Raw genomic sequence first — 26,188 nt, 5'->3', positions numbered from 1 at the left:
CGCACCGGATGCAATTTTGGCCTTGCTCCGCTAGCATTAGCCGCTTCTGTTCCTTCGTTGCGACGGTTTTCGATGAGTTATCAGGTTCTTGCACGTAAATGGCGTCCGCGCTCGTTCCGCGAAATGGTCGGCCAGACCCATGTGCTCAAGGCTCTGATCAATGCCTTGGACAGCCAGCGGCTGCACCACGCCTACCTGTTCACCGGTACGCGCGGGGTCGGCAAGACCACCATCGCACGGATCATCGCCAAATGCCTGAACTGTGAAACAGGTATCACTTCGACGCCGTGCGGCGAGTGTTCGGTGTGCCGCGAAATCGATGAGGGCCGCTTTGTCGACCTGATCGAGATCGACGCCGCGAGCCGGACCAAGGTCGAGGACACCCGCGAGTTGCTCGATAACGTGCAATACGCGCCGAGCCGTGGCCGCTTCAAGGTCTACCTGATCGACGAAGTGCACATGCTCTCCAGCCATTCCTTCAATGCGCTGTTGAAAACCCTTGAAGAGCCGCCGCCCTACGTCAAGTTCATCCTGGCGACGACCGACCCGCAGAAACTTCCTGCAACCATTCTGTCGCGGTGCCTGCAGTTCTCTCTCAAGAACATGACCCCGGAGCGTGTGGTCGAGCATTTGACCCACGTCCTGGGCGTCGAGAACGTGCCGTTCGAAGACGACGCACTGTGGCTGCTGGGCCGCGCCGCCGACGGCTCGATGCGTGACGCCATGAGTCTGACCGACCAGGCCATCGCCTTCGGTGAAGGCAAGGTCATGGCTGCCGACGTGCGGGCGATGCTGGGCACGCTCGATCATGGTCAGGTCTATGACGTTCTGCATGCGCTGATCGAAGGCGACGCCAAGGCCTTGCTCGAAGGTGTCCGCCATCTGGCGGAACAAGGCCCGGACTGGAATGGCGTGCTCTCGGAAATTCTCAACGTTCTGCACCGTGTCGCCATCGCCCAGGCATTGCCTGAAGGCGTCGACAACGGTCATGGCGACCGCGATCGGGTGCTGGCACTGGCCCAGGCCTTGCCGGCCGAAGATGTGCAGTTCTATTACCAGATGGGTCTGATCGGCCGCCGCGACTTGCCGCTGGCGCCGGACCCTCGTGGTGGCTTCGAAATGGTCCTGCTGCGAATGCTCGCGTTCCGACCGGCGGACACCGCGGACGCCCCGAGGCAACCGCTAAAGCCAGTGGGGATCAGCCAGGCCACAGTTGATTCCGCAAATTCAGTGGCTGCCGCGCCGGTGGTGGCACCGATAGTCGCTGCGGCAGTTGCACCCGTTGCGCCCGTTGCGCCAGCGCCTGAGCCCGTCGCGGCGGCGATTCCTGCCCCAGCGCCTGAGCCGGTGGCGCCCGTTGTGGTGGCCGAGCCTGTGGTTGAGCCGGTCGCGGTCGAGGCGGCGGTCGACTTGCCGTGGAATGACCCGGTCGAGCCGGAACCCGTCCAGCAACCCGCCGTCGAGCCGGTCCTGGAAACCGCCAGCGAACAACCTGATCTGCCGCCCATGCCGTTGCCGACGCCGGACAGCGTGGTGCCGGACGCGCCGGAGTGGGCCGCAGCGCCGATCCCGGAACCGTCGGTGGCCGACGTCGATGCCGCCACCCCGGGCGTGGACCTGGATGACGAGCCGCCGCTGGACGAAGACTACATCGAGCCGGACATGGATTCGGCCTACAGCTACCTCGATGAACTGGCCAGTGAACATGCTGCCGAGCCAGCACCGGAACCCGAGCCTGAGCCGGCCGCCATGCCCGCCACCGGCCTGGCCCTGCAATGGCTGGAGCTGTTCCCGAAACTGCCGATCTCTGGCATGACCGGCAGCATCGCCGCCAACTGCACGCTGATCGCCGTCGATGGTGACCACTGGCTGATGCATCTGGACCCGGCCCACAGCGCCTTGTTCAACGCCACCCAGCAACGGCGTCTCAACGATGCGTTGAACCAGTTTCACGGGCGCACGCTGACCCTGAGCATGGAACTGATCAAGCCGGAGCAGGAAACCCCGGCCCAGGCCGCTTCCCGTCGTCGTGCGAATCGTCAGCGCGAGGCCGAGGAGTCGATTCACGGTGATCCGTTCATCCAGCAAATGATGCAGCAGTTCGGTGCGGTGGTTCGCAACGATACTATTGAACCTGTCGAAGCCCTGGTCAGTCAGGGCTAATAACTGAAGGCGTTTGGCCCCAAGGGCCGGGCGCTGTTTAAATCCAAGTACTTTTGAGGTGATTCCCATGATGAAAGGTGGCATGGCCGGCCTGATGAAGCAGGCACAGCAGATGCAGGAAAAAATGGCCAAGATGCAGGAAGAACTGGCCAACGCTGAAGTCACCGGTAAAGCCGGCGGCGATATGGTCACCGTGGTGATGACCGGTCGTCACGACGTCAAGCGCGTGACCATCGACCCGAGCCTGGTTGAAGGCCTGAGCGAAGACGACAAAGAGATGCTCGAAGCCGTGTTCGCCGCCGCCGTCAACGACGCCGTGCGCAAGATCGAAGCCAACAGCCAGGATAAAATGGGCAGCATGACCGCTGGCATGCAACTGCCACCGGGTATGAAACTGCCGTTCTGATTCGCCAAAGCGCGTCGGATGAGCTACAAAAAAATGCCAGGCATCGCGCCTGGCATTTTTGTTTCTGCCCGTTGGAAACGCGGTGCCTGTGAGGCAGCCTTCGCGGGCAAGCCTCGCTCCTACAGAAGCATCGCTGACCTTGTAGGTGCCGCGAAGAAGTCACCTCGGTCCAACGGACGAAACATCGAACGCCACACCTCCACAACGGTCTGCTCCCTATACCGCCGAAATTCATCGATCACAGGAGACGCTCACATGCCAGACGCATTGACCCTCAACCAACGTATCGTCCTGGCGTCCCGCCCTGTAGGCGCGCCGACACCGGAGAATTTCCGCCTGGAACGGGAAGCACTGCCGGAGCTTGCCGAAGGCCAGGTCCTGCTCAAGACTCAATTCCTCTCGCTGGACCCCTACATGCGCGGCCGCATGAGTGACGCGCCTTCCTACGCCGCACCGGTGGAAATCGGCGAGGTGATGACCGGAGGCGCTGTCAGCCGCGTCGAGCGCTCGCTGAATCCGAAATTCCACGAAGGCGATCTGGTGGTGGGCGCCACCGGCTGGCAGAGCCACAGCATCAGCGACGGTCGCAACATCATTCCGGTGCCAAGCGGTTTGCCGTCCCCGTCCATGGCCCTGGGAGTGCTGGGCATGCCGGGCATGACCGCGTACATGGGTCTGATGGACATCGGTCAGCCCAAGGCCGGCGAAACCCTGGTGGTCGCGGCTGCCTCGGGCGCGGTGGGTTCGGTGGTCGGCCAGGTGGCGAAGATCAAAGGCCTGCGCGTCGTGGGCGTGGCGGGCGGTGCGGAAAAATGCCGCTACGTGGTGGAGGAATTGGGGTTCGACGCTTGCGTTGACCACAAGAGCCCGAACTTCGCCGATGAACTGGCCCAGGCGTGCCCCGAGGGTATCGATATTTACTACGAGAACGTCGGTGGCAAGGTGTTCGACGCGGTGGTGCCGTTGCTCAATGCCAAGGCGCGGATTCCACTGTGCGGCCTCATCGCTTCCTACAACGCCCACGAAGCGCCGACCGGCCCGGATCGCCTGCCGCAATTGCAGCGCACCTTGCTGACCAAGCGCGTGCGCATTCAGGGCTTTATCGTGTTCGACGACTACGGTGATCGCCAGCCGGAGTTCGTCAGTGCCATGGCGCCGTGGGTGCGCGATGGCAAGGTCAAGTTCCGCGAAGACGTGGTTGATGGCCTTGAGAACGCGCCGGAGGCCTTCATCGGTCTGCTGGAAGGCCGCAACTTCGGCAAACTGGTGGTGCGCGTCGCCCAGGACTGAATAATTGACGCTAATCAGAGGCGCGGGTATAAACCGCGTCTCGTTGTTTTGTCGGACGTTTCCCCATGAGCTTCAGCCCTTTGATTCGCCAACTGATCGATGCCCTGCGAATTTTGCCAGGTGTCGGTCAGAAAACCGCTCAGCGCATGGCGCTGCAACTGCTTGAGCGTGATCGCAGCGGGGGTTCGCGACTGGCGTCGGCACTGAGCCAGGCCATGGAAGGGGTGGGCCATTGCCGGTTATGCCGCACGCTGACCGAAGACGACCTGTGCCCGCAATGTGCCGATACGCGCCGGGACGACACCTTGCTCTGCGTGGTGGAGGGTCCGATGGACGTCTACGCCGTGGAGCAGACCGGGTTCCGGGGTCGCTACTTTGTGCTCAAGGGCCATCTCTCGCCGCTCGACGGCCTGGGGCCGGAGGCCATTGGCATTCCGCAGCTGTTGGCGCGGATTGAAGAGGCGGGCTCCTTTACTGAAGTCATCCTGGCCACCAACCCGACCGTGGAAGGTGAGGCGACGGCGCATTACATCGCGCAGTTGTTGAGTAACAAAGGCCTGGTCGCTTCGCGTATTGCCCACGGCGTGCCGTTGGGGGGTGAGCTGGAACTGGTGGATGGCGGGACGTTGGCGCATTCGTTTGCCGGGCGTAAGCCGATCGCTTTGTAGTGTTTGAATCGACGCCATCGACAGCAAGCCAAGCGCCTCGGTCCATCAGATTCACAACAATCCTGTTGAAAACCAAGCAAGCGCTCGGTTAACTTCGCTGAACCTTCAGTGGAGTTCGCCGATGCCTGCCTTTCAGGAATACTTCGATCCCAGCCACCAATTGGTCCGCGACAGCGTCAGACGTTTCGTCGAGCGCGAGATCCTTCCCGACATTGATCAGTGGGAAGAAGCGGAGAGCTTTCCCCGCGAACTCTATCTCAAGGCCGGTGCGGCGGGCATCCTCGGGATCGGCTATCCCGACTCCCTGGGCGGCAGTCACGAAGGCGATCTGTTTGCCAAGGTCGCGGCCAGCGAAGAGTTGATGCGTTGTGGCTCCGGCGGTCTGGTGGCCGGCCTCGGTTCGCTGGACATCGGACTGCCGCCGATTCTCAAGTGGGCCCGCCCCGAAATTCGTGATCGTGTGGTGCCGCAAGTGCTGGCCGGCGAGAAGATCAGCGCGCTGGCGGTCACCGAGCCCAGCGGCGGCTCCGATGTGGCCAACCTGCAAACCCGCGCTGTGCGTGACGGCGACTTTTACCGGGTCAGCGGCAGCAAGACCTTTATCACCAGTGGTGTGCGCGCGGATTTCTACACCGTTGCGGTGCGCACCGGTGAGCCGGGTTTTGCTGGCATCAGTCTGCTGCTGATCGAAAAAGGTACACCCGGTTTCGCCGTCGGCCGGCAGTTGAAGAAGATGGGCTGGTGGGCGTCGGACACGGCCGAATTGTTCTTCGATGATTGCCGGGTGCCTGTGGGAAATCTGATTGGCGCCGAGAACATGGGCTTCGCCTGCATCATGGGCAACTTCCAGAGCGAACGCCTTGCCTTGGCGCTGATGGCCAACATGACGGCGCAGCTGGCGCTGGAGGAAAGCCTGAAATGGGCGCGTCAGCGCGAAGCCTTTGGCAAACCCATCGGCAAGTTCCAGGTACTCAAGCATCGCCTTGCGGAAATGGCCACGGCGTTGGAGGTGTCGCGCGAGTTCACTTACCGTCAGGCGGCGAAGATGGCCGCGGGGCAGAGCGTGATCAAGGAGATTTCCATGGCCAAGAACTTCGCGACCGACACGGCAGACCGGATTACCACGGATGCGGTGCAGATTTTGGGCGGTTTGGGGTATATGCGCGAGAGCCTGGTGGAGCGGCTGTATCGGGATAACCGGATTCTGTCGATCGGCGGCGGGACGCGGGAAGTGATGAACGAGATCATCAGCAAGCAGATGGGGCTTTAATCGGCGATGTAGCGGCTGACGCCATCGCGAGCAGGCTCGCTCCCACAGGGGACTTGTGAACGCCGCAAATCCAATGTGGGAGCGAGCCTGCTCGCGAAGGCGTCAGTGAAGGCGCCGCCTTACTTCTCGCTCAACGCAAACTGCGTCAGGCAAAACGTCGCAATTCCCTGCTCTTCCAGCCGCTGCGACCCACCCAGCTCCGGCAGATCAATGATTGCCGCCGCTTCATGAATCCGCGCGCCCATGCGCCGAATCAGGTTCGCCGCCGCAATCAGCGTACCGCCGGTGGCGATCAAATCATCAAACATCACCACCGAGTCGCCTTCGCACAAGCTGTCGGCGTGCACTTCGAGAAAGGCTTCGCCGTATTCGGTCGCATAACCTTCGGCCAACACGTCGGCCGGCAGTTTGCCTTGCTTGCGGAACAGCACCAACGGCTTGTTCAGCTGATAGGCCAGGACCGAGCCGATCAGGAAGCCGCGCGCATCCATCGCACCGATGTGCGTGAAGTCCGCCTCGACATAACGGTGGGCAAAGCTGTCCATCACCAGGCGCAGGGCCGTAGGCGACTGGAACAACGGGGTGATGTCACGAAAGATCACGCCCGGCTTGGGGAAGTCGATCACGGGGCGGATCAGGGATTTGATGTCGAAGGATTCGATGAGCATCGTCGAGGTGTCCTGGCAGGCTGCAAACGTCGCAGTATAACGGCGGCTGAACCGTTTCGCTCAGCCGCAATTATGTCCGTCAGCCTTCGAGCGAGCCACCGGCCAGGGCGCAGAGCTGGATCGGGTCGAGGATGTGGATTTCCTTGCCCTCGGCGGCGATCAGTTCGTTTTGCTGGAAGCGTGTGAACACCCGGGACACGGTTTCCACCGCCAGGCCCAGGTAATTGCCGATTTCGTTACGCGACATGCTCAGGCGGAATTGGTTGGCCGAGAAGCCCCGGGCGCGGAAACGTGCCGAGAGGTTGACCAGGAACGTGGCGATGCGCTCGTCGGCGGTTTTTTTCGACAGCAGCAACATCATTTGCTGATCGTCGCGAATCTCGCGGCTCATCACCCGCATCAACTGACGGCGCAGTTGTGGCAGTTGCAGGGCCAGTTCGTCGAGGCGTTCGAAGGGGATTTCGCACACCGACGTGGTTTCCAGGGCTTGCGCCGAAACCGGATGCTTTTCAGTGTCCATGCCCGACAGGCCAACCAGTTCGCTCGGCAAGTGGAAGCCGGTGAGCTGTTCTTCACCGCCATCGCTGAGGCTGAAGGTCTTGAGGGCGCCGGAGCGCACTGCATAAACGGAATCGAAAGTATCGCCTTGGCGGAACAGGAACTCGCCTTTTTTCAACGGGCGACCCCGTTTGACGATCTCGTCCAACGCTTCCATGTCTTCCAGATTCAGAGAAAGTGGCAAGCAGAGGGGGCCAGGCTGCAATCCTTGCAATGGGCCTGGCCGTTAGCGCGCAGTTTTACTGGCTCGGACATTTCTTCAATCCTTGTGGGAAAACACACATAAGCCGTAAGGGTAACTCACGGGAGGACATTCAGGCACGCGGCGATTTTGCCGCAGGGTCATAAAGCCAGCATTTTGTTAACCGACAAGTGAACGGATGACTAAATCACTCGCGAAAATCGCTGGTGATTGTGCTGTTGCAAATAGGCATCGAACACCATGCACACCGAGCGCACCAGCAAGCGACCGGCGGGCAGTACGCTGATCCGCTCATTGTCGAGGCTGATCAAGCCGTCCTCGGCCATGGTCTGTAGCTGAGGCCACAGGTCACCGAAGTAACCACGAAAATCGATGTTGAAGGCCTGTTCGATCTGCGCGAACTCCAGATTGAATGTGCAGATCAACTGCTGAATTACCGCCCGTCGCACGCGGTCATCAGCATTGCATATCAGGCCCCGGCTGGTTGCCAGTTGCGCGGTGGCCAAGGTGTTCTGGTACTGGTTCAAATCGCTGTTGTTCTGGCAGTAGAGGTCGCCGATCTGACTGATGGCCGAGACCCCCAGCCCGATCAGGTCGCAATGACCGTGAGTGGTGTAGCCCTGAAAGTTACGCTGCAGGGTCGATTCTTCCTGGGCAATCGCCAGCTCATCGTCGGGCAAGGCGAAGTGGTCCATGCCGATGTAGCGGTAGCCGGCAGCGGTCAGTTGTTCGATGGTGCGCTGCAGCATTTCCAGCTTCTGCGCCGGCGTCGGCAACTCGTTGCTGTTGATTCGCCGCTGCGGCATGAAGCGTTCCGGCAGGTGCGCGTAGTTGAACACCGAAAGCCGATCCGGTTGCAGCGCAATGACTTCGTCGACCGTGCGCGCGAAGTTTTCCGGGGTCTGCTTCGGCAAGCCGTAGATCAGGTCGATGTTGATCGAGCGGAATTGCAGGGTCCGGGCGGCGTCGATCACGGCGCGGGTTTCTTCCAGGCTTTGCAGGCGATTGACCGCCCGTTGCACCGCCGGGTCGAGGTCTTGCAGGCCAATGCTGACCCGGTTGAAACCCAGTTCACGCAGCAGTCCCATGGTCGACCAGTCGGCTTCGCGAGGGTCGATCTCGATGCCGTAGTCGCCGGAATCGTCGTCCAGCAGGTTGAAGTGCTTGCGCAACTGAGCCATCAACTGGCGCAGTTCGTCGTGGCTGAGAAAGGTCGGGGTGCCGCCGCCAAAGTGCAGTTGTTCGACTTTTTGCGCCGGGTCGAGGTGGCAGGCGATCAGCTGGATTTCCTGCTCAAGACGCTGCAAATAGGGCAGGGCGCGGCCTCGGTCCTTGGTGATGACTTTGTTGCACGCGCAGTAGTAACAAATGTTCGCGCAGAACGGCACATGCACGTACAGCGACAATGGGCGCTGGGCCTTACGGCTGTCGCGCAGGGCGTGGAACAGGTCAAACGTGCCGACCTGCCCGTCGAATTGCACGGCAGTGGGGTAAGAGGTGTAGCGCGGCCCCGCCAGGTCGTAACGGCGGATCAGATCGGTATCCCAACGAATGGCGTCGAGCATCATGCGGGCATTCCCCCGGATAGGCTGGCAGTGTTCGCAAGTCTATGGGGGGCGACGCCGGGGCATCTTGATTTGCATCAACGGTCAGGATATGTGTGGCCAGTCAGGGCCTCTTCGCGAGCAGGGGAATGCATTTCAATGTAGGAGCGAGGCTTGCCCGCGAAGGCCGCACCACCGATCTAATGCCCCATGAGCCAATGCTGATGCGGCCCAGGCAAGGTCCAGATGCCGAACAACATCACCAGCAACCCACCGGTCATGCGCACACTGCGCTTGCGCAACAACGCCGTGACCCGCTCAGCCGCCAACCCCGTGGCCAGCAGCACCGGCCAGGTGCCGAGTCCGAACGCGAGCATCAGCAGCGCACTGTCCAGCGCATTGCCCTGGCTCGCCGCCCACAGCAACGTGCTGTAAACCAACCCGCACGGCAACCAGCCCCACAGCGCGCCCAGCAATAAGGCGCGGGGCAGGCTCGACACCGGCAGCAGTTTGTTGGCGACCGGCTGGATATGCCGCCACAGGCCGCGGCCAAGGCTCTCGATACGGGTCAGGCCGCTCCACCAGCCGGCGAGGTACAGGCCCATGGCGATCAGCAACAATCCGGCGATCACGCGCATGAACATGGCGGCCGGGCTGTTGGCCACTGCCCAACCCGCCAGGCCGATCAAAAGACCGGCCGTTGCATAGCTGAGAATTCGCCCCAGGTTGTACGCCAGCAGCAGGCGAAAACGGCGGCTGCGCTGTTCCTTGGGAATCGCCAGGGTGAGCGCGCCCATCAAGCCGCCGCACATGCCCAGGCAATGCCCACCGCCGAGCAGGCCGAGAATCACCGCAGACACCAGCAGTGGCGCCAACTCAAGCATGCGGAGGCGCCTTGTCGTCCGGTTTGGCCGGATGGCCGCTGGCTTCGTCGACTGCGGCCTGGTGGTTCGGGTCCTGGTCGTCGAACAGAATGCTGTGGGCCGGGCCGTCGAGGTCGTCGTACTGACCGCTGTCGACCGCCCAGAAGAAGATATAGATAGCGATGGCCACGATCAGCAGCGCGGCCGGGATCATCACGTAGAGAGCTGGCATCTGGACTCCATGCCCGCGCGGCTCAGGCCGGCAGCGGGCGGGTTTCTGGCGTGGGCCGGACGCCAGGCGCGCTCGGCAGGCGAGTCAGGCGCAGGGCGTTCAGCACCACGGTCAACGAACTGATGGACATGCCGACCGCGGCCCATACCGGTGTGATCCAGCCGAGGGCGGCGAACGGCAACATGAGGCCATTGTACAGCCCGGCCCACAGCAGGTTCTCGATGATTACCCGACGGGTGCGCCGCGCCAGGCTGAAGGCCTGCACCAGCGCATCGAGGCGGTTGGACAGCAACACCGCATCGGCGCTGGTTTTCGCCAGGTCGGTGGCTGAACCCATCGCCACGCTGATGTCGGCTGCGGCCAGCACTGGCACGTCATTGACGCCGTCACCGAGCATCAACACCTTGCGGCCTTCCTTGTGCAACTGTTGCAGGACCTGCAATTTGTCATCCGGACGCAAACCGCCCCGGGCTTCGTCGATGCCCAGTTCGGCGGCCACGCTGGCGACCATCGGTGAGGTATCGCCCGACAGCAGCAAGGTGCGCCAGCCACGGGCCTTGCAGGCTTCCAATAGTGCCGGGGCATCGGCACGCAAACGGTCATCGAGGACAAACCACGCCAGCGGCCCCTGGCTGTCGCCGAGTAGCAGCCATTGCCCGGCTTCATCGGGCATGACCGGTGTCGCCGCGCCACTGAGTTCGCAGACAAAACCCGGCTGGCCGATGCGCAGGCGTTGCGTGCCGACCAGGCCCTCGAGGCCAAGCCCCGGCGTGCTGAGGACTTCTTCGGCCGCCAGCGGCGCTCGGCCAAATGCCCGGGCAATCGGGTGTTCGGAACGGTTTTCCAGGGCCGCGGCGAGACTCAGGCATTGATCGCTGTCGAGCGCGCCGAGCGGGCGGATCGAACGCAAGGCCAATCGCCCCTCGGTCAACGTGCCGGTCTTGTCGAAAATCACCGTGTCGATCTGGTTCAGGCCTTCCAGCACATGGCCACGGGTCAGCAGTAAACCGAGTTTGTGCAACGTGCCGGTGGCGGCCGTGAGGGCGGTCGGCGTGGCCAGCGACAAGGCGCACGGGCACGTCGCAACCAGCATCGCCAGGACAATCCAGAAGGCTCGCGACGAATCCAGCTCCCACCACAACAGGCCGATTGCCGCTGCTGCGATCAATGACAGCAGCAGGAACCATTGCGCAGCGCGGTCAGCGATTTCCGCCAGTCGCGGCTTTTCGGCCTGGGCGCGGTCCAGCAGGCGGACGATGGCTGACAGCCGCGTGTCCTGACCCAGCGCCAGCACTTGCACGGTCAACGCGCCTTCGACGTTCAGGGTGCCGGCGGTGACCGCGTCGCCCTGGGTGCGCGGTTGCGGCAGGTATTCGCCGGTCAGCAGCGATTCGTCAATGCTCGACTGGCCATCGAGGATCTTGCCGTCGGCCGGCAGAATGGCGCCCGGATGCACCAGCACCTGATCGCCGACACGCAGTTCGCTGAGCAGGATTCGTTCGCTCTGGCCGTCGGCACTCAGGCGCAGGCACGAGGCCGGCAACAGGTTGACGAGCTGTGCGGTGGCGGCGGCGGTGCGCTCCCGGGCGCGGCGTTCCAGGTATCGACCGGCCAGCAGGAACAGCGCGAACATTCCCACCGCGTCGAAATACAACTCGCCGACGCCGGTGATCGAGGTCCAGATTCCGGCGATGTAGGCACTGCCGATGGCGAGCGACACCGACACGTCCATGGTCAGATGTCGGGTGCGCAAATCGCGCATCGCCCCTTTGAAGAACGGCGCACAGCTGTAGAACACGATCGGCGTGGTGAGGAACAGTGCGACCCAGCGCAGGATGGTGTGCAGCTCGGGACTCAAATCGATGTTGAATTCCGGCCAAGTGGCCATGGTCGCCATCATCGCCTGGAACCACAGCAACCCGGCGACGCCCAGTTGGCGCAAGGCCAGGCGGTTTTCGCTGGCCAGTTGTTCGCTGGCGCGGTCGGCTTGGTACGGGTGCGCGGCGTAGCCGATGTGGCGCAGTTCGCTGAGCACCTGACTCAATGGCAATTGCGCGTCGGCCCAGCGCACGTGAAGACGATGGTTGGACAGGTTCAGTCGCGCCTCTGCCACCGCCGGCAAGGCGCGTAGGTGTTTTTCGATCAGCCAGCCGCAGGCGGCGCAGCTGATGCCTTCCATCAACAGGGTGGTTTCGGCGAGTTCGCCGTCGTGGCGCACGAAAGGCTTCTGCACATCGGCGCGGTCGTAGAGCGCCAACTCATCCACCAACTGCACCGGCAAGGCTTCGGGGTTGGCCGATGACTCGCTGCGGTGCTGGTAATAGCTTTCCAGCCCGCCGGCCACGATCGCCTCAGCCACGGCCTGGCACCCCGGGCAGCAGAACTCGCGGGTTTCACCGAGGACCGTAGCGGTGAAGCGGCTGCCGGCCGGGACGGGCAGGGCGCAGTGGTAGCAGGGGGTTGGCGTGGTCATCTGTGCTGCCATGGAAACCATTGTGGCGAGGGAGCTTGCTCCCGCTCGGCTGCGCAGCAGTCGTAAACCTGCGAACGCGCTATGACTGAAAGAATCGGTTTGCTGGTTTCAGGGGGCGCTTCGCACCCAGCGGGAGCAAGCTCCCTCGCCACAGTTGACCGTGTTCACTGGAACTTACTTCTTCAGGTCTTCCGCGCCTTGCAGCGGCTCATCCCCGAGCAGCAGGTCCTTATCATGGCTGACCAGCTCTTCTTCGAACATGCGCCAGATGTGGTCGTCCTGAGTGCCCAGCAATTCGACAAAACGACGGCCTTCAATCTTGTCGCTCAATTGACCGATATAGCGACCCTGCTCTGTTTCACTGCGGGCAAGGGTGATCTTGCGATCCTTTTCCGGCTGGGTCGGCGAGATCAGGTTCAGCTCAAGGGTTTCAGGTTGGCTGTTGCCGCTCAGGCGCAGGTCGACTTCGCCGGTTACGTCATCCAGGTGAACGCTGGCCCGCAGCAGCAGGGTCTGGGCCAGCAGCTCACGATCAAGGGAGCGGTTGATGCCTTTGCCGGCCTCGTAGTAGTTATCGTTGACCAGGTTGTCCGGGTTGTTCACCGCGATGGTCACCATGGACAGGGTCAACGTCACGGAACAAGCCAGGATGGCGATGATGATCCATGGCCAAAGATGCTTGTACCAAGGGCTTGCGGCGTTTGCTGCGGGCATGATTACTTCTCTCAACGAATTTGTGGGCCGATGAATCGGCTCTTGGCTTCAACGTGGATGCTGTCGTCGTCGGCATCCTTGAGGATGAATTTCACCTCGTTGGTGCTCGACGGCAATTTTTCCGGTGCCATGGACAGTTCGACTGGCTGGCTGAAAATCTCCCCGGCGGCGACTTTGATCTCGCGCTTGCCTTGCAGCTTGAGGTCCGGCAGACCGGAGGCTTCCAGTACGTAGGTATGGTCGCGCTGGTCTTTGTTCATGATCTTCAGGCTGTAGACGTTCTCGATCCGGCCTTCGGCGTTCTCGCGATACAGCACGCGGTCCTTACTGACGTCGAAACCGACCAGTGAACGCATGAAGAACGCGCCCGCCAGCAAGCCCATCATGGCCAGCAACACCAGGGCATAGCCGATCAGCCGCGGGCGCAGTTTATGGGTTTTTTGCCCGGACAGGTTGTGCTCGGTGGTGTAGCTGATCAACCCGCGCGGGTAGTCCATCTTGTCCATGATGCTGTCGCAGGCATCGATGCACGCCGCGCAGCCGATGCATTCGATCTGCAGACCGTCGCGAATGTCGATGCCGGTCGGGCAGACCTGGACACACATGGTGCAATCGATGCAATCGCCCAGGCCCATAGCCTTGTAGTCGACGCCTTTCTTGCGCGGGCCGCGGCTTTCACCACGGCGAGGATCGTAGGACACGATCAGCGTGTCCTTGTCGAACATCACGCTCTGGAAGCGCGCATACGGGCACATGTAAATGCACACTTGCTCACGCAACCAGCCGGCGTTGCCGTAGGTGGCGAGGGTGAAGAAACCGACCCAGAAATACGACCAGCCATCCGCTTCGCCGGTGAAGAAGTCGATGGTCAGTTCGCGAATGGGCGAGAAGTACCCGACGAAGGTCATGCCGGTGACGAAGCCGATCAACAGCCACATCGAGTGCTTGCTGAGTTTACGCAGGAATTTGTTGGCGCTCATCGGCGCCTTGTCGAGCTTGATGCGCTGGTTGCGGTCGCCTTCGGTGACCTTTTCGCACCACATGAAAATCCACGTCCAGACGCTTTGCGGGCAGGTATAACCGCACCACACCCGACCGGCGTACACGGTAATGAAGAACAGGCCGAAGGCGCTGACGATCAGGATCCCGGAGAGCAGGATGAAATCCTGGGGCCAGAAGGTCGCGCCAAAGATGAAGAATTTGCGTTCCGGCAGGTTCCACCAGACGGCTTGATGACCGCCCCAGTTCAGCCAGACCGTACCGAAATACAGCAGAAACAACCCGGCACCGCCCATCATCCGCAGGTTGCGGAACAGGCCGGTGAAGGCACGGGTGTAGATTTTTTCTCGAGAGGCGTAAAGATCGACGCTGTTGTTTGCGTCTTTGGCAGGCGGTGTGACGTCGTGTACCGGAATCTGATTGCTCATCATTGCATCCCACGGCAGTGGAAAAATGCCTCGGTCAGTACATGCCGACCGCGGTCAAAAAGAGGTGTTGCAGTGGCGCAATGATACGCCTGTCGCTCTGGCTCAAGGGTGCGACCTTTGGTCGCGTTGGGCAAATTCAATTGATGGTGTAGTGACTTGAATCAATTGACTTGTGGATTATGGACGGTTTTTCGTGATGTAGAGTCAGAGGATGGGGCGATTCCTGGCCGGTGCGTGGCCGACGGGAGCAGAACTGCTGACCTCAGTCATGCCACAAGCCTGCCGCAGCACTTTACGCCATGGCCGCCGTCATTTCAGGCGCCGTTTTGAAACTTGCAATGCGTTGAACTAACCAACTTGAGGTTGGGTAAGTTGTTGTTTTACGACGTGCAGCGGAAATATATTTATTTAATTGGTCTTTATGAGTTGTTTGAAGTTTTTGTCTGTTTCTAATAGGTTGATTGGGTGCGGTTTGTTAGTTGCACACTTTATCTAATACTAATGGAAACGGAATTCTATGATTTCTAAGAAAGTTAAGCGGTTTGTGCTGGGCGTGTGCCTGCTGTCTATGGCGCCTTTGGCCTATTCAATCGAAGGTGCCCCACGTCATATGATCTTCGCTTCGGATACGCAGTACCCGTGGACGGACAAGCTCGACCGCAGGGAGCCCGAGTCCGATGCGGATTTCAATACACGTTCAAAATGGCTGGTGGAGACTCAGTTTGCGAGTATTGCCGACTTCCGCAAGAACCATGCGCAATCCCACGTGCCGCTGATGATTAATGGCGACATCACCGCTTTCGGTCACGGCTGGCAGCGCTCTTACATGAACTCGATGTTGAAAAAATACTTCAATGGCGATTTCTTGTATGGCCTGGGTAACCACGACTATGAGAACAACGTGGATGATTGCTTCAGCAATAACTGTGCGGCCGGCAGTATCGTGGAGTTTAAAGAGCATCATGAAAATAAGGTTGATAATTTTGATTTGAAAATTACCGGCAATTTTCTGAGTCGGCTGTATTCCGGCAGTCTCGCCTATTCCAAGAACATAGGGGACGTCCATATGGTGCAACTCAATAATGAGCCGACCTATGCCACCAGGATTGCTCATGCGTTAAACCCGACGACGTTCGACATCACCAGTACCCTGGATTGGCTTGAAAACGATTTGAGAGTCGCTCGGACTCAGGGTTACGCCATCATTATCAACATGCACAAGCCACTCGAAATGATGGGTAATAGTGAGCAAGAGTGGCGCTTTTATCAGATGATCAGGAAGTATGAGGTCACTGCCATCTTCGCCGGCCATCTCCATGATCAAGGTGGTGATGCCTATGAAGTGAATGGCGTGCCGATGTACCTGAGCGGTGCCACTTCTCAGCAAACCTACCTGGTTGCCAGTTTCTCGGAGGATCGCAAGCAGTTGCAGATCAACCTGGTGAAGGACAACCAATGGCAGAGCCGAAAGCTGTTGGGTACGGTACCGGTAAAATCGATCTGGGCCAGTCGCCCATGAAAAAGGCCCCGCCAGATCACTGGCGGGGCCTTGTTTGTTGCGTCAGGCGTTGGCCTTACTGAGCGTCTTCCGCCGGCGCTTTCTCACCGTGAGAAAGGCTGTAGACGTAAGCGGCCAGCAGGTGAACCTTGTCGTTGCCTTGCAGCTGTTCTTGCGCAGGCATCTGGCCCTGACGGCCATAACGGATGGTCTGCTGCAATTGAGCGAAGCTCGAACCGTAGATGAACGCAGCCGGGTGAGTCAGGTTCGGCGCGCCCATGGCTGGCGTGCCTTTGCCTTCCGGACCGTGGCACACCGCGCAGTTGGCGGCGAACAGCTTCTGACCGGCAACCGGATCGGCCTTGGTGCCTTCCGGCAGCTTGCGGCCATCGAGGTTGATCAGTACGAACGAAGCAACGTCCGCAACGCCTTGCTCGCCGATCACGTCAGCCCATGCCGGCATGACCGCGTGGCGGCCACCCATGATGGTGGTCTTGATGGTTTCTGCCTCACCGCCCCAGCGCCAGTCGGCGTCGGTCAGGTTAGGGAAGCCATAAGCGCCCTTGGCGTCGGAGCCGTGGCAGACCGAGCAGTTGGAGGCGAACAGGCGGCCACCCATCTTCAGGGCTTGCGGGTCCTTGGCGACTTCTTCAATCGGCATCGAAGCGAACTTGGCGAAGATCGGGCCGAACTTGGCGTCCGACTTGGCCATTTCCTTTTCCCACTCGTGAACGCCGGTCCAGCCGGTCTGGCCGTTGGCGAACGCGGTCTGCTTCTCGTTATCCAGGTAGTTGTAACCCGGCAACAGGCCTTTCCAGTTACCCAGGCCCGGGTACAGCACCAGATAGCCCAGGGCGAAGATGATGGTGCCCACGAACAGCATGAACCACCATTTCGGCAGTGGGTTGTCGTACTCCTCGATCCCGTCGAAGGAGTGGCCAACCGTTTCTTCGGTGGCTTCGCTGCGCTGGCCCTTGCGGGTGGACAGCAGCAGCCAGGTCAGGGCGAAGATCGTGCCGAGACTGAGGACTGTGACGTACAGACTCCAGAACGTAGTCATTCTTTGTTACTCCTAGAAGCTTGCTCGACGTGCTTGATGGCTTCGGGATCATCCGCGAAAGGCAGCAAGGTCGCGTCTTCAAACTCCGACTTGCGCTTGGGGCTGAATACCCACAACGCCAGACCGATGAAGGCCACCATCACAACAACGGTGCCCAGGCCACGAATCATCCCGATATCCATCTAAATCACCGTTTGCTTTTGATGATGGTGCCCAGGCCTTGCAGATAGGCCACCAGCGCGTCCATTTCGGTTTTGCCCTTCACAGCATCCTTGGCGCCGGCGATGTCTTCGTCGGTGTAAGGGACGCCGAGCGTGCGCAAGACTTCCATTTTCTTGGCGGTGTCTTTGCCGTCGAGCTTGTTTTCCACGAGGAACGGGTAGGCCGGCATTTTCGACTCGGGCACTACGTTGCGCGGGTTGTACAAATGCGCACGCTGCCAGTCATCGGAGTAACGACCGCCGACACGGGCCAGGTCCGGACCGGTACGCTTGGAACCCCACAGGAACGGGTGGTCCCAGACGCTTTCACCGGCAACCGAGTAGTGGCCGTAACGTTCGGTTTCAGCACGGAACGGGCGGATCATCTGCGAGTGGCAGCCGACACAACCGTTGGCGATGTAAATGTCGCGGCCTTCCAGTTCAAGGGCGGTGCGAGGCTTCATGCCTTCGACCGGCTTGTTGGTGACGTCCTGGAAAAACAGCGGAACGATCTGGGTCAGGCCGCCGACGCTGACGGCGATAACCATGAAGAAGGCCAGCAGGCCAATATTCTTCTCGACTGCTTCATGCTTCATCAGTGAGCTCCAACTACAGCAATCTGTTCAGCAGCTTTGGCTTCAGCCGGGTTCGAGGCACGTACGGTACGCCATACGTTGTAGGCCATGAACAGCATGCCGCTGGCGAAGAACGCACCGCCCAGGGCGCGAACGATGAAACCAGGATGGCTGGCTTGCAGGGCTTCGACGAACGAGTAGGTGAGGGTGCCGTCGTCGTTGATTGCACGCCACATCAGACCCTGGGTGATGCCGTTGACCCACATCGAAGCGATGTACAGAACGGTACCGATGGTCGCGAGCCAGAAATGCGTGTTGATCAGGCCGATGCTGTGCATCTGCGCGCGACCGAACAGTTTCGGGATCATGTGGTAGATGGCGCCGATCGAGATCATCGCAACCCAGCCCAAGGCACCGGCGTGTACGTGGCCGATGGTCCAGTCGGTGTAGTGCGACAGCGAGTTCACGGTCTTGATGGCCATCATCGGGCCTTCAAAGGTCGACATGCCGTAGAAGGCCAGCGACACCACCAGGAAGCGCAGGATCGGGTCGGTGCGCAGCTTATGCCAGGCTCCCGACAGGGTCATCATGCCGTTGATCATGCCGCCCCAGCTTGGCGCCAGCAGGATGATCGACATCGCCATGCCCAGCGACTGAGCCCAGTCTGGCAGCGCGGTGTAGTGCAGGTGGTGCGGACCGGCCCAGATGTACAGGGTGATCAGCGCCCAGAAGTGCACGATCGACAGGCGATAGGAGTAGATCGGACGCTCGGCCTGCTTCGGAACGAAGTAGTACATCATCCCCAGGAAGCCGGTGGTCAGGAAGAAACCGACCGCGTTGTGGCCGTACCACCACTGGATCATTGCGTCAGTCGCACCGGCGTAGGCCGAGTAGGACTTGAAGAAACTGACCGGCAGGGACGCGTGGTTGACGATGTGCAGCATCGCCGTCACGACGATGAAGGCGCCGTAGAACCAGTTACCCACATAGATGTGCTTGGTATTGCGCTTGGTGATGGTGCCGAAGAACACCAGACCGTAGGACACCCAGACGATGGCCAGCAGAATAGCCAGGGGCCATTCCAGTTCCGCGTATTCCTTGGTGGTGGTGTAACCCAGCGGCAAGGTAATGATCGCGCCGACGATCACCGCTTGCCAACCCCAGAAGGTGAAGGCCGCGAGGCTGTCGGAAATCAGTCGCGTTTGGCAGGTTCGCTGCACGACGTAATAAGAAGTGGCAAACAGAGCACAACCACCGAAGGCGAAAATCACCAGGTTGGTGTGCAACGGGCGTAAGCGTCCAAAAGTCGTCCACGGCAGACCGAAGTTCAATTCCGGCCATACAAGCTGTGAGGCGATGAAGACACCAAGCCCCATGCCAAGGATCCCCCAGACCACCGTCATGATGGCGAACTGGCGGACTACCTTATAGTTATAAGCAGTCGGACTGATTGCTGTGCTCATTCTAAGGTTCCACGGTTTGGGTGTTTTATTAGGAGTAAAAATCGGCCGCAAGTATGTAGAAAGCGGGGGTCATTGCAACGCGCCATGACCTGGGTCAATGCTTTCAAAAGCTGATTCTGCGGCCTTTCCATGCGCCGCGTAAGGACAAAATTGACCTCGGACAAAATGTCGCAGCGAACGAAAAGGGTGAGGGGGCAGGTCAGTTGTTACGGGGTGTGTTCAAACACAACGATCGGGTGACCGACGGCAATTGGCACGACAGCCGGTATCTACCAGCCTTTGCGGCCTGTCATCGAGCAGATTCGTTGAACACATCGGGCAAGGTCGACCTGGAACCGGCTCATGCCAGTCCGCATCGGAGCAAGCTTAGACCCGAATCTGGTGAACCGAAAGGAGGACCAACGGAGGGGTGCGACACTTGGTCGCAAAGAGGCAGGGAACTGCCGCATCCGGGCGAATGCGGCAGTAGAGCGGTCGAGATTTATTCGCGTTTGCCTTCTGCTTGCAAACGCTCGGTGTTCAGACCGTGGGACAGGCTGTAAACGTAAGCGGCCAACAGTTGCACCTTGTCGTTGCCGAGCAGTTCATTCTGCGCCGGCATATGGCCCTGGCGGCCATGGCGGATGGTCTGCTGAAGTTGCGCCAGGCTTGTACCGTAGATGAACCCGGCCGGTTGCGTCAGGTTCGGCGCGCCCATGGCTTCAGTACCCTTGCCGTTTGCACCGTGACAGGCTACGCACGTGGTGCTGAACGCTTGCTGTCCGGCTTGCAGGTCGGCGGTGTCGCCAGCCGGCAATGGCAGGCCCGCCAGTTCATGACGTACATACGCGGCCACGTTCTTCACACCGGCCTCACCGAGGATTTCCCCCCAGGCCGGCATTGCCGCCATTCGACCGCCCATGATCGTGGTCTTGATCATCTCGGCGTCACCGCCCCAGCGCCAGGTGCTGTCGGCCAGGTTCGGGAAGCCGAAAGCGCCCTTGGCATCCGAGCCGTGGCACACCGAGCAGTTGGACGCGAACAGACGACCGCCCATTTTCAGCGCTTGCGGGTCCTTCGCCACTTCTTCAACGGGCATGGCCGCGAATTTGGCGAAGATCGGCCCAAACCTGGCGTCTGCCTTGTTCATCTCCTTTTCCCATTCGTGGACGCCGGTCCAGCCGTCCTCGTAACCCGGCAGGACGCCTTTCCAGTTGCCCAGGCCCGGATAAAGAATCAGGTAGCCCACGGCAAACACCAGCGTGCCGGCGAACAGCATGAACCACCACTGCGGCAGCGGATTGTCGTACTCCTCGATGCCGTCGAAGCTGTGGCCCATGGTCTGGTCGACACTGCCCTTGGTTTCACCCTTGCGGGTGCCGACCAGCAGCCAGGTCAGGCCGATCAGGCTGCCGATAGTCAGTACGCAGATCCACGTACTCCAGAAGGTGGTCATGGCCGGGTACTCCTTGTTTCAGGTTCTTGGGTGGCGTCGTCGGCCAGGGGTTCATCGGCGAACGGCAGCAAACGCGCTTCGGCGAATTCCGGGTTGCGCTTGCTGTTGAACACCCATAGCGTCAGGCCGACGAAAGCCACGAACACCACGACCGTGCCCAGGCCGCGGATCATTCCACTGCTTATCTCGCTCACTATTTCGAAGGGCATGGTCATGGCTCACCTCTTGCTCTTGATGGCAGTGCCGAGCACTTGCAGATAAGAAACGAGTGCGTCCATTTCGGTCTTGCCCTTGAGGCTGGCGACCGCGCCGCTGATGTCGTCATCGCTGTATGGCACGCCGAGGGTGCGCATGGTGCGGATCTTGGTTTCGGTGTGGCTGCTGTCGACCGCTTGCGTGACCAGCCATGGGTAGCCAGGCATTTTCGACTCCGGCACGACGTTGCGCGGGTTGTACAAGTGCGCACGGTGCCAGTCATCCGAGTAGCGTGCGCCGACCCGGGCCAGGTCCGGACCGGTACGCTTGGAGCCCCAGAGGAACGGGTGATCCCACACGCTTTCCCCTGCCACCGAGTAGTGCCCGTAGCGTTCGGTCTCGGCACGGAACGGCCGGATCATCTGCGAGTGGCAACCGACACAGCCTTCGCGGATGTAAATGTCGCGACCTTCCAGTTGCAGGGCGGTGTAGGGCTTCATGCCTTCCACCGGTTTGTTGGTCACGTCCTGGAAGAACAGCGGGACGATCTGGGTCAGACCGCCGATGCTCACCGCCAGAACCATCAGCAGCATCAGCAGGCCGACGTTTTTCTCGATTGTTTCGTGTTTCATGGCGGACTCCTCAGGCCATCTGCGCGGCAGCGGCGACTTCGGCAGGCTGCGAGGCCCGCACGGTGCGCCAGGTGTTGTAAGCCATCAGGAACATCCCGCTGAGGAAGATCGCACCGCCCACCAGTCGCACGACGAAGCCTGGGTGGCTGGCCACCAGGGTTTCGACGAAGGAGTAGGTCAGCGTGCCGTCTTCGTTGACTGCGCGCCACATGAGGCCCTGGGCGATGCCGTTGACCCACATCGAAGCGATGTAGAGCACGGTGCCGATGGTCGCGAGCCAGAAGTGCGCATTGATCAGGCCGATGCTGTACATCTGCGGGCGACCGAAGATTTTCGGGATCATGTGGTACAGCGCGCCGATGGAAATCATCGCCACCCAACCGAGGGCGCCGGCGTGAACGTGGCCGATGGTCCAGTCGGTGTAGTGGGAGAGGGCGTTGACCGTTTTGATGGCCATCATCGGCCCTTCAAAGGTCGACATGCCGTAGAACGCCAGCGACACGACAAGGAAGCGTAGGATCGGGTCGCTGCGCAATTTATGCCAGGCGCCCGAGAGCGTCATCATCCCGTTGATCATCCCGCCCCAGCTTGGTGCCAGCAGGATCAGCGACATCACCATGCCCAGCGACTGTGCCCAGTCTGGCAGCGCGGTGTAGTGCAAGTGGTGCGGACCGGCCCAGATGTACAGGGTGATCAGCGCCCAGAAGTGCACGATCGACAAGCGATAGGAGTACACCGGGCGCTCAGCCTGTTTCGGCACGAAGTAGTACATCATCCCGAGGAAACCGGCGGTGAGGAAAAAGCCCACGGCGTTGTGGCCGTACCACCACTGGACCATGGCATCGGTGGCACCGGCATAGACCGAGTAGGACTTGGTGAAACTCACCGGCAGCTCAACGTTGTTGACGATGTGCAGAATCGCCACGGTGATGATGAACGCACCGAAGAACCAGTTGCCGACGTAGATGTGCTTGGTCTTGCGCTTGGCCAGCGTACCGAAGAACACAATGGCGTAGGCGACCCAGACGATGGTGATCAGGATGTCGATCGGCCATTCCAGCTCGGCGTATTCCTTGGAGCTGGTGTAACCCAGCGGCAGGCTGATGGCCGCCAGCAGGATCACCAGTTGCCAGCCCCAGAAGCAGAACGCGGCGATTTTCGGCGCGAACAACTGGGTCTGACAGGTGCGTTGCACCGAATAGAACGAACTGGCGAACAGGGCGCAACCGCCGAAGGCGAAGATCACCGCGTTGGTGTGCAGAGGGCGCAACCGGCCGAAACTGGTCCACGGCAAATCGAAGTTGAGTTCAGGCCAGACCAATTGGGCTGCGAGAAAAACCCCGAGCCCCATGCCGACGATGCCCCACACCACCGTCATAATGGCGAATTGGCGGACCACCTTGTAGTTGTAGGCGGTACTGATAGAAGTGTTCATGGTTCCCCATCCACGGTTCAGCCGAAGTGAAGGCGTTTGCGCAAGGCAACGCTCCCTTCGCCTGGAGTTATAGGCAGACTAAAAGCGAGGCAAGCATGGACAAAGAGCACAAGGCCAGTATTGACGGGGATCAATGGGCGCGGTGTGTGCGGGAACATGGATGGTTGTGGAATGAAGCGGCTTCAAAGGCTTCGGCGGATCCTGTGACGCTGATTCTCGCCCATGGCGCCGGTGCGCCAATGGACAGCGTCTGGATGAACGACATGGCTGCACGCCTCGCCGATCAAGGCGTCAACGTGTTGCGCTTCGAGTTTCCGTACATGGCGCAGCGGCGTGTCGACGGGGGTAAGCGCCCACCGAATCCGGCGCCGAAACTGCTGGAGTGCTGGCGTGAGGTGTACGCCGAGGTGCGACGCCATGTCACTGGGCGTCTGGCGATTGGCGGCAAGTCCATGGGCGGGCGGATGGCCAGTCTTTTGGCGGATGAGTTGGGGGCGGATGCGTTGGTGTGCCTGGGTTATCCGTTTTATGCGGTGGGTAAACCGGAGAAACCTCGGGTCGAGCATTTGGCCGGGCTCAAGACCCGGACGTTGATCGTACAGGGCGAGCGCGATGCCCTGGGCAATCGCGAGGCGGTCGAAGGTTATGCGTTGGCGCCGGGCATCGAGGTGTTCTGGCTGGTGGCAGGGGATCATGACTTGAAGCCGTTGAAGGCTTCCGGGTTGACCCATGAGCAGCATTTGGCTTCGGCGGCGAGTCGGGTGGCTGCATTTCTTCAGTGAAAGAGGTGGTGCCCGTTTGGGCCGCTTCGCGGGCAAACCCGCTCCCCACTTTTTATTGTGTTGTGAGTGAGATCTTCAACACCGAAAACTTATGGGGGCGGGGTTGTGTCTGATTATTTTGACTGTTTAAAAGTCACGGAGTGCTTTCCCTTTGTGCGTCTGGCATTTGCGTTGAAGGCCGCAGTCTTTTCATGGTGAATGTGCCTTTTGGATTCAGACGATAACCATGGCTTTTGAACAGGGCTTCGAATGTGCCTTCGACGATGTCTGTCACGGGATTGTAGTTGATAATGTTCAGCGTGGCAGAGTCTGCATCCACCGTTCGAAAGCCATTGAAGCCGGGAGGCGCTGGAATCCAGTGGCCATGGAGAAAGCTCAGCCCGTTATCTAGCGAATAGACACCTGGCAGTGCATCGTCACCGTTGTAGGGTAGCGTCATACTGAAAACAAACGTGTTTTCCTCCGCAGCCGTACCCATTCCTCCACCAATAGACCAATAAAACTCACCGAAAAATTCACCTTGGTAAAAATCACTGAATTCTGCAGTTTTCTTGATGGTTCCGTATTTCCACTGAAAGATGTTTTCGTTTGCGAACGTTGCGCATTTTTTAGGGATAAAGGTCGCGTGGGTTGTCATGATGAAATCCTTTTGCTGGTAAGAGTTCGGTAGCCATTGTCCGATGGACAACGCGACCGTCTCCTTGATAAGCCTCCTGGGTTTTTTCGACTACTGTCAGAACTGACAGGTGCCTCCTTGAAAACATTTCACGATTTGCAAAAATAAAAAAACCCGGAGGTTTTCACCGTCCGGGTTTTTGTCTTTCCAGTGACTGTCAGCGGTTAAACCGCTCCACCAACGAATACTGGGTATTCGCCGTCTTGGTCAGCTCTTCACTCAACAGCGCCGAGTGCTGTGCCTGTTCCGACGTCTGGTCAGCCAGCTGCGAGATGTTGCTGATGTTGCGGCTGATCTCTTCAGCCACCGCACTTTGCTCTTCGGTCGCCGCCGCAATCTGGGTGGTCATGTCGGTGATGTTGGCCACCGCCTCGCTGATCCCTACCAGCGCCTGATCCGCTTCCAGTACCCGCGCCACGCCTTCTTCAGCCTGACGATGCCCGGCTTCCATGGTTTGCACTGCGGTGCTGGCGGTTTGTTGCAGCTTGGCGATCAGGGCATGAATCTGTCCGGTGGATTCGCTGGTGCGTTGCGCCAGTTGACGCACTTCGTCAGCCACCACGGCAAAACCACGGCCCATCTCGCCGGCACGGGCCGCTTCGATGGCGGCGTTCAGGGCCAGCAGGTTGGTCTGGTCGGCGATGCCCTTGATGACATCGACCACGCCACCGATTTCGTCGCTGTCCTTGGCCAGCTGGGTTACGGTCATCCCGGTTTCACCGACCACCACCGACAAGCGCTGGATGGCTTCACGGGTTTCCCCGGCGATGTCGCGACCGCGACCAGTCAGGCGATTGGCTTCCTGAGTCGCATCGGCGGTGCGCTGCACGTGGCTGGCGACTTCCTGCGTGGTGGCGGCCATCTGATTGACGGCGGTGGCCACTTGCTCGGTTTCGACGCGTTGACGTTCCAGGCCTGTGGAACTGTTGTGGGCCAGGGTGTCGGACTGCCTGGCTTGTTCGGTCAGGTGCTCGGCGGTGTCCTGCAGGCGGGTCAGGCAGGTTTTCAGACGTGCTTCCTGGCTGAGAATCGACATCTCCAGACGTGCCTGGGCGCCACGGCTGTCGGTGTACATCTGCGCGATCAACGGGTCGGAGGTGGTTTGCCCTGCCAGCACCAGCAAGCGCTTGAGGCCGCGCTGTTGCCAGCTCAAGCCCAGCAAGCCCAGCGGCACCGACAGGCCGGCGGCCAGGGCGAAACCCCAGTGGGAGTTGAGCGACGCACCGATCATGAAGCTCAGTTGACTGACCAGAATGAACGGCACCCAGTCCTGAAGGACTGGCAGCCATTTGTCTGTCGAAGGAATGGCCGACTTGCCCTGGTTGATGCGTTGGTAGAGCGCCTCGGCACGGCGGATCTGCTCGGCGGTGGGTTTGATCCGCACCGATTCGTAGCCGATCACCTGATTGCCTTCGAACACCGGTGTGACATAGGCGTTAACCCAGTAGTGGTCACCGGTCTTGCAGCGATTCTTGACAATGCCCATCCATGGCAAGCCTTGTTTCAGTGTGCCCCACATGTGCGCGAACACCGCCGCCGGAACGTCGGGGTGACGGACCAGGTTATGCGGCGCACGGATCAGTTCTTCACGAGAAAATCCGCTGATTTCGACGAAGGCGTCGTTGCAGTAGGTGATCACGCCCTTGGCATCGGTGGTGGAAATCAACCGTTGCTGAGCCGGAAAGGTCCGTTCGCGTTGTGTGGTGGGCTGGTTGTTACGCATGGCTTTTTCAATCCGCAAGGCTTTGAGAGGTTGTCG

General features: G+C 60.2%; 24 protein-coding genes and 1 pseudogene. 7 read left to right on the top strand and 18 right to left on the bottom strand.

Annotated features, from left to right (window positions below):
* Window positions 1–72 precede the first annotated feature (72 nt).
* The 5 genes from dnaX (at window position 73) to HP062_RS10635 (ending at window position 5,797) form a co-directional block, all read left to right on the top strand.
* Window positions 73–2,163, top strand: coding sequence for a DNA polymerase III subunit gamma/tau (dnaX, locus tag HP062_RS10655; protein WP_172791391.1), 2,091 nt, complete (start codon window positions 73–75; stop codon window positions 2,161–2,163).
* Between the two features lie 67 nt (window positions 2,164–2,230).
* A complete protein-coding gene (locus tag HP062_RS10650) occupies window positions 2,231–2,569 on the top strand; it encodes a YbaB/EbfC family nucleoid-associated protein (protein ID WP_007933349.1) in 339 nt (112 codons plus the stop codon).
* A 255-nt stretch (window positions 2,570–2,824) separates the two neighbouring features.
* Window positions 2,825–3,859 carry an NADP-dependent oxidoreductase gene (locus tag HP062_RS10645; RefSeq protein ID WP_010456439.1) on the top strand — a complete coding sequence of 345 codons (1,035 nt, stop codon included), beginning with the start codon at window positions 2,825–2,827 and terminating at the stop codon, window positions 3,857–3,859.
* A gap of 65 nt (window positions 3,860–3,924) precedes the next feature.
* Entirely contained in the window at window positions 3,925–4,527 is a 603-nt protein-coding gene (recR, locus tag HP062_RS10640) for a recombination mediator RecR (protein WP_010456436.1), read from the top strand.
* Between the two features lie 121 nt (window positions 4,528–4,648).
* Window positions 4,649–5,797, top strand: coding sequence for an acyl-CoA dehydrogenase family protein (locus HP062_RS10635; RefSeq protein ID WP_172791390.1), 1,149 nt, complete (start codon window positions 4,649–4,651; stop codon window positions 5,795–5,797).
* A 119-nt stretch (window positions 5,798–5,916) separates the two neighbouring features.
* On the opposite strand, the gene HP062_RS10630 is transcribed toward HP062_RS10635, so the two are convergent.
* From HP062_RS10630 to ccoG, 8 genes and pseudogenes are all read right to left on the bottom strand, one after another.
* Entirely contained in the window at window positions 5,917–6,465 is a 549-nt protein-coding gene (locus HP062_RS10630; protein ID WP_010456433.1) for an adenine phosphoribosyltransferase, read from the bottom strand.
* A gap of 79 nt (window positions 6,466–6,544) precedes the next feature.
* Window positions 6,545–7,278: pseudogene (fnr, locus tag HP062_RS10625) on the bottom strand (fumarate/nitrate reduction transcriptional regulator Fnr).
* A 129-nt stretch (window positions 7,279–7,407) separates the two neighbouring features.
* Window positions 7,408–8,790 carry an oxygen-independent coproporphyrinogen III oxidase gene (gene hemN / locus HP062_RS10620; RefSeq protein WP_010456429.1) on the bottom strand — a complete coding sequence of 461 codons (1,383 nt, stop codon included), beginning with the start codon at window positions 8,788–8,790 and terminating at the stop codon, window positions 7,408–7,410.
* A 179-nt stretch (window positions 8,791–8,969) separates the two neighbouring features.
* Window positions 8,970–9,653 (bottom strand): sulfite exporter TauE/SafE family protein, encoded by a 684-nt coding sequence (locus HP062_RS10615; protein WP_172791389.1) that lies wholly within the window; start codon window positions 9,651–9,653, stop codon window positions 8,970–8,972.
* The gene (gene ccoS / locus HP062_RS10610; protein ID WP_042932684.1) at window positions 9,646–9,864 is read right to left on the bottom strand and encodes a cbb3-type cytochrome oxidase assembly protein CcoS; all 219 of its coding nucleotides are present in this window, start codon (window positions 9,862–9,864) and stop codon (window positions 9,646–9,648) included. Before ccoS ends, HP062_RS10615 begins: the two co-directional genes overlap by 8 nt.
* Window positions 9,865–9,886: 22 nt before the next feature.
* Entirely contained in the window at window positions 9,887–12,337 is a 2,451-nt protein-coding gene (locus HP062_RS10605; protein ID WP_172791388.1) for a heavy metal translocating P-type ATPase, read from the bottom strand.
* Window positions 12,338–12,511: 174 nt separating this feature from the next.
* Window positions 12,512–13,051: a FixH family protein gene (locus tag HP062_RS10600; protein ID WP_010456420.1), complete on the bottom strand. Its 540-nt coding sequence runs from the start codon at window positions 13,049–13,051 to the stop codon at window positions 12,512–12,514.
* An 11-nt stretch (window positions 13,052–13,062) separates the two neighbouring features.
* Window positions 13,063–14,478, bottom strand: a complete 1,416-nt coding sequence (ccoG, locus tag HP062_RS10595) for a cytochrome c oxidase accessory protein CcoG (RefSeq protein WP_010456417.1) — start codon at window positions 14,476–14,478, stop codon at window positions 13,063–13,065.
* A gap of 517 nt (window positions 14,479–14,995) precedes the next feature.
* Between ccoG and HP062_RS10590 the strand changes: the two genes are divergently transcribed.
* Complete coding sequence (locus HP062_RS10590) at window positions 14,996–15,997, top strand: metallophosphoesterase (RefSeq protein ID WP_172791387.1); 1,002 nt, start codon at window positions 14,996–14,998, stop codon at window positions 15,995–15,997.
* Window positions 15,998–16,052: 55 nt separating this feature from the next.
* Here the strand turns inward: HP062_RS10590 and ccoP (HP062_RS10585) are convergent, their stop codons facing one another.
* From ccoP (HP062_RS10585) to ccoN (HP062_RS10550), 8 genes are all read right to left on the bottom strand, one after another.
* Window positions 16,053–17,036: a cytochrome-c oxidase, cbb3-type subunit III gene (ccoP, locus tag HP062_RS10585; RefSeq protein ID WP_010456414.1), complete on the bottom strand. Its 984-nt coding sequence runs from the start codon at window positions 17,034–17,036 to the stop codon at window positions 16,053–16,055.
* Window positions 17,033–17,218, bottom strand: a complete 186-nt coding sequence (locus tag HP062_RS10580; protein WP_003175465.1) for a CcoQ/FixQ family Cbb3-type cytochrome c oxidase assembly chaperone — start codon at window positions 17,216–17,218, stop codon at window positions 17,033–17,035. Before HP062_RS10580 ends, ccoP (HP062_RS10585) begins: the two co-directional genes overlap by 4 nt.
* Before the next feature lie 5 nt (window positions 17,219–17,223).
* Window positions 17,224–17,832, bottom strand: a complete 609-nt coding sequence (gene ccoO / locus HP062_RS10575) for a cytochrome-c oxidase, cbb3-type subunit II (protein ID WP_010456412.1) — start codon at window positions 17,830–17,832, stop codon at window positions 17,224–17,226.
* Entirely contained in the window at window positions 17,832–19,274 is a 1,443-nt protein-coding gene (gene ccoN, locus HP062_RS10570; RefSeq protein WP_010456410.1) for a cytochrome-c oxidase, cbb3-type subunit I, read from the bottom strand. Before ccoN (HP062_RS10570) ends, ccoO (HP062_RS10575) begins: the two co-directional genes overlap by 1 nt.
* A 481-nt stretch (window positions 19,275–19,755) precedes the next feature.
* On the bottom strand, window positions 19,756–20,709 hold the full coding sequence (gene ccoP / locus HP062_RS10565; RefSeq protein WP_172791386.1) for a cytochrome-c oxidase, cbb3-type subunit III: 954 nt from the start codon (window positions 20,707–20,709) through the stop codon (window positions 19,756–19,758).
* Window positions 20,706–20,906, bottom strand: coding sequence for a cbb3-type cytochrome c oxidase subunit 3 (locus HP062_RS10560; protein ID WP_102594714.1), 201 nt, complete (start codon window positions 20,904–20,906; stop codon window positions 20,706–20,708). The genes ccoP (HP062_RS10565) and HP062_RS10560 overlap by 4 nt, the downstream gene beginning before the upstream one ends.
* Window positions 20,907–20,927: 21 nt before the next feature.
* The gene (ccoO, locus tag HP062_RS10555) at window positions 20,928–21,536 is read right to left on the bottom strand and encodes a cytochrome-c oxidase, cbb3-type subunit II (RefSeq protein ID WP_010456405.1); all 609 of its coding nucleotides are present in this window, start codon (window positions 21,534–21,536) and stop codon (window positions 20,928–20,930) included.
* Window positions 21,537–21,546: 10 nt separating this feature from the next.
* Entirely contained in the window at window positions 21,547–22,971 is a 1,425-nt protein-coding gene (gene ccoN / locus HP062_RS10550; RefSeq protein ID WP_010456403.1) for a cytochrome-c oxidase, cbb3-type subunit I, read from the bottom strand.
* Between the two features lie 95 nt (window positions 22,972–23,066).
* On the opposite strand from ccoN (HP062_RS10550), the gene HP062_RS10545 reads away from it, so the two are divergent.
* On the top strand, window positions 23,067–23,753 hold the full coding sequence (locus HP062_RS10545) for an alpha/beta family hydrolase (RefSeq protein WP_077748215.1): 687 nt from the start codon (window positions 23,067–23,069) through the stop codon (window positions 23,751–23,753).
* A gap of 133 nt (window positions 23,754–23,886) precedes the next feature.
* On the opposite strand, the gene HP062_RS10540 is transcribed toward HP062_RS10545, so the two are convergent.
* Together HP062_RS10540 and HP062_RS10535 are read right to left on the bottom strand one after the other, a co-directional pair.
* Complete coding sequence (locus HP062_RS10540; RefSeq protein WP_256666154.1) at window positions 23,887–24,390, bottom strand: hypothetical protein; 504 nt, start codon at window positions 24,388–24,390, stop codon at window positions 23,887–23,889.
* A 196-nt stretch (window positions 24,391–24,586) separates the two neighbouring features.
* A complete protein-coding gene (locus HP062_RS10535; RefSeq protein WP_010456398.1) occupies window positions 24,587–26,152 on the bottom strand; it encodes a PAS domain-containing methyl-accepting chemotaxis protein in 1,566 nt (521 codons plus the stop codon).
* Between the last annotated feature and the right edge of the window lie 36 nt (window positions 26,153–26,188).

Origin of the sequence: Pseudomonas sp. B14-6 (assembly GCF_013260315.1) — a bacterium.
GTDB lineage: Bacteria > Pseudomonadota > Gammaproteobacteria > Pseudomonadales > Pseudomonadaceae > Aquipseudomonas > Aquipseudomonas mandelii.
Note: the sequence above shows the minus strand (reverse complement) of the source record. Positions and strands in the feature narration are given on the sequence as shown.

What these genes read in the sequence shown, in the direction of transcription:
- recR (WP_010456436.1), top strand. Translation starts at nt 3,925, where the DNA reads ATGAGCTTCAGCCCTTTGATTCGCCAACTGATCGATGCCCTGCGAATT.
- HP062_RS10605 (WP_172791388.1), bottom strand. Translation starts at nt 12,337, where the DNA reads ATGACCACGCCAACCCCCTGCTACCACTGCGCCCTGCCCGTCCCGGCC.
- HP062_RS10615 (WP_172791389.1), bottom strand. Translation starts at nt 9,653, where the DNA reads ATGCTTGAGTTGGCGCCACTGCTGGTGTCTGCGGTGATTCTCGGCCTG.
- HP062_RS10545 (WP_077748215.1), top strand. Translation starts at nt 23,067, where the DNA reads ATGGACAAAGAGCACAAGGCCAGTATTGACGGGGATCAATGGGCGCGG.
- HP062_RS10630 (WP_010456433.1), bottom strand. Translation starts at nt 6,465, where the DNA reads ATGCTCATCGAATCCTTCGACATCAAATCCCTGATCCGCCCCGTGATC.
- ccoO (WP_010456405.1), bottom strand. Translation starts at nt 21,536, where the DNA reads ATGAAACACGAAACAATCGAGAAAAACGTCGGCCTGCTGATGCTGCTG.
- HP062_RS10635 (WP_172791390.1), top strand. Translation starts at nt 4,649, where the DNA reads ATGCCTGCCTTTCAGGAATACTTCGATCCCAGCCACCAATTGGTCCGC.
- HP062_RS10540 (WP_256666154.1), bottom strand. Translation starts at nt 24,390, where the DNA reads ATGACAACCCACGCGACCTTTATCCCTAAAAAATGCGCAACGTTCGCA.
- ccoP (WP_010456414.1), bottom strand. Translation starts at nt 17,036, where the DNA reads ATGACTACGTTCTGGAGTCTGTACGTCACAGTCCTCAGTCTCGGCACG.
- HP062_RS10535 (WP_010456398.1), bottom strand. Translation starts at nt 26,152, where the DNA reads ATGCGTAACAACCAGCCCACCACACAACGCGAACGGACCTTTCCGGCT.
- ccoG (WP_010456417.1), bottom strand. Translation starts at nt 14,478, where the DNA reads ATGAGCAATCAGATTCCGGTACACGACGTCACACCGCCTGCCAAAGAC.
- ccoN (WP_010456403.1), bottom strand. Translation starts at nt 22,971, where the DNA reads ATGAACACTTCTATCAGTACCGCCTACAACTACAAGGTGGTCCGCCAA.
- HP062_RS10590 (WP_172791387.1), top strand. Translation starts at nt 14,996, where the DNA reads ATGATTTCTAAGAAAGTTAAGCGGTTTGTGCTGGGCGTGTGCCTGCTG.
- hemN (WP_010456429.1), bottom strand. Translation starts at nt 8,790, where the DNA reads ATGCTCGACGCCATTCGTTGGGATACCGATCTGATCCGCCGTTACGAC.
- HP062_RS10645 (WP_010456439.1), top strand. Translation starts at nt 2,825, where the DNA reads ATGCCAGACGCATTGACCCTCAACCAACGTATCGTCCTGGCGTCCCGC.
- HP062_RS10580 (WP_003175465.1), bottom strand. Translation starts at nt 17,218, where the DNA reads ATGGATATCGGGATGATTCGTGGCCTGGGCACCGTTGTTGTGATGGTG.
- ccoS (WP_042932684.1), bottom strand. Translation starts at nt 9,864, where the DNA reads ATGCCAGCTCTCTACGTGATGATCCCGGCCGCGCTGCTGATCGTGGCC.
- ccoN (WP_010456410.1), bottom strand. Translation starts at nt 19,274, where the DNA reads ATGAGCACAGCAATCAGTCCGACTGCTTATAACTATAAGGTAGTCCGC.
- ccoO (WP_010456412.1), bottom strand. Translation starts at nt 17,832, where the DNA reads ATGAAGCATGAAGCAGTCGAGAAGAATATTGGCCTGCTGGCCTTCTTC.
- HP062_RS10650 (WP_007933349.1), top strand. Translation starts at nt 2,231, where the DNA reads ATGATGAAAGGTGGCATGGCCGGCCTGATGAAGCAGGCACAGCAGATG.
- ccoP (WP_172791386.1), bottom strand. Translation starts at nt 20,709, where the DNA reads ATGACCACCTTCTGGAGTACGTGGATCTGCGTACTGACTATCGGCAGC.
- dnaX (WP_172791391.1), top strand. Translation starts at nt 73, where the DNA reads ATGAGTTATCAGGTTCTTGCACGTAAATGGCGTCCGCGCTCGTTCCGC.
- HP062_RS10600 (WP_010456420.1), bottom strand. Translation starts at nt 13,051, where the DNA reads ATGCCCGCAGCAAACGCCGCAAGCCCTTGGTACAAGCATCTTTGGCCA.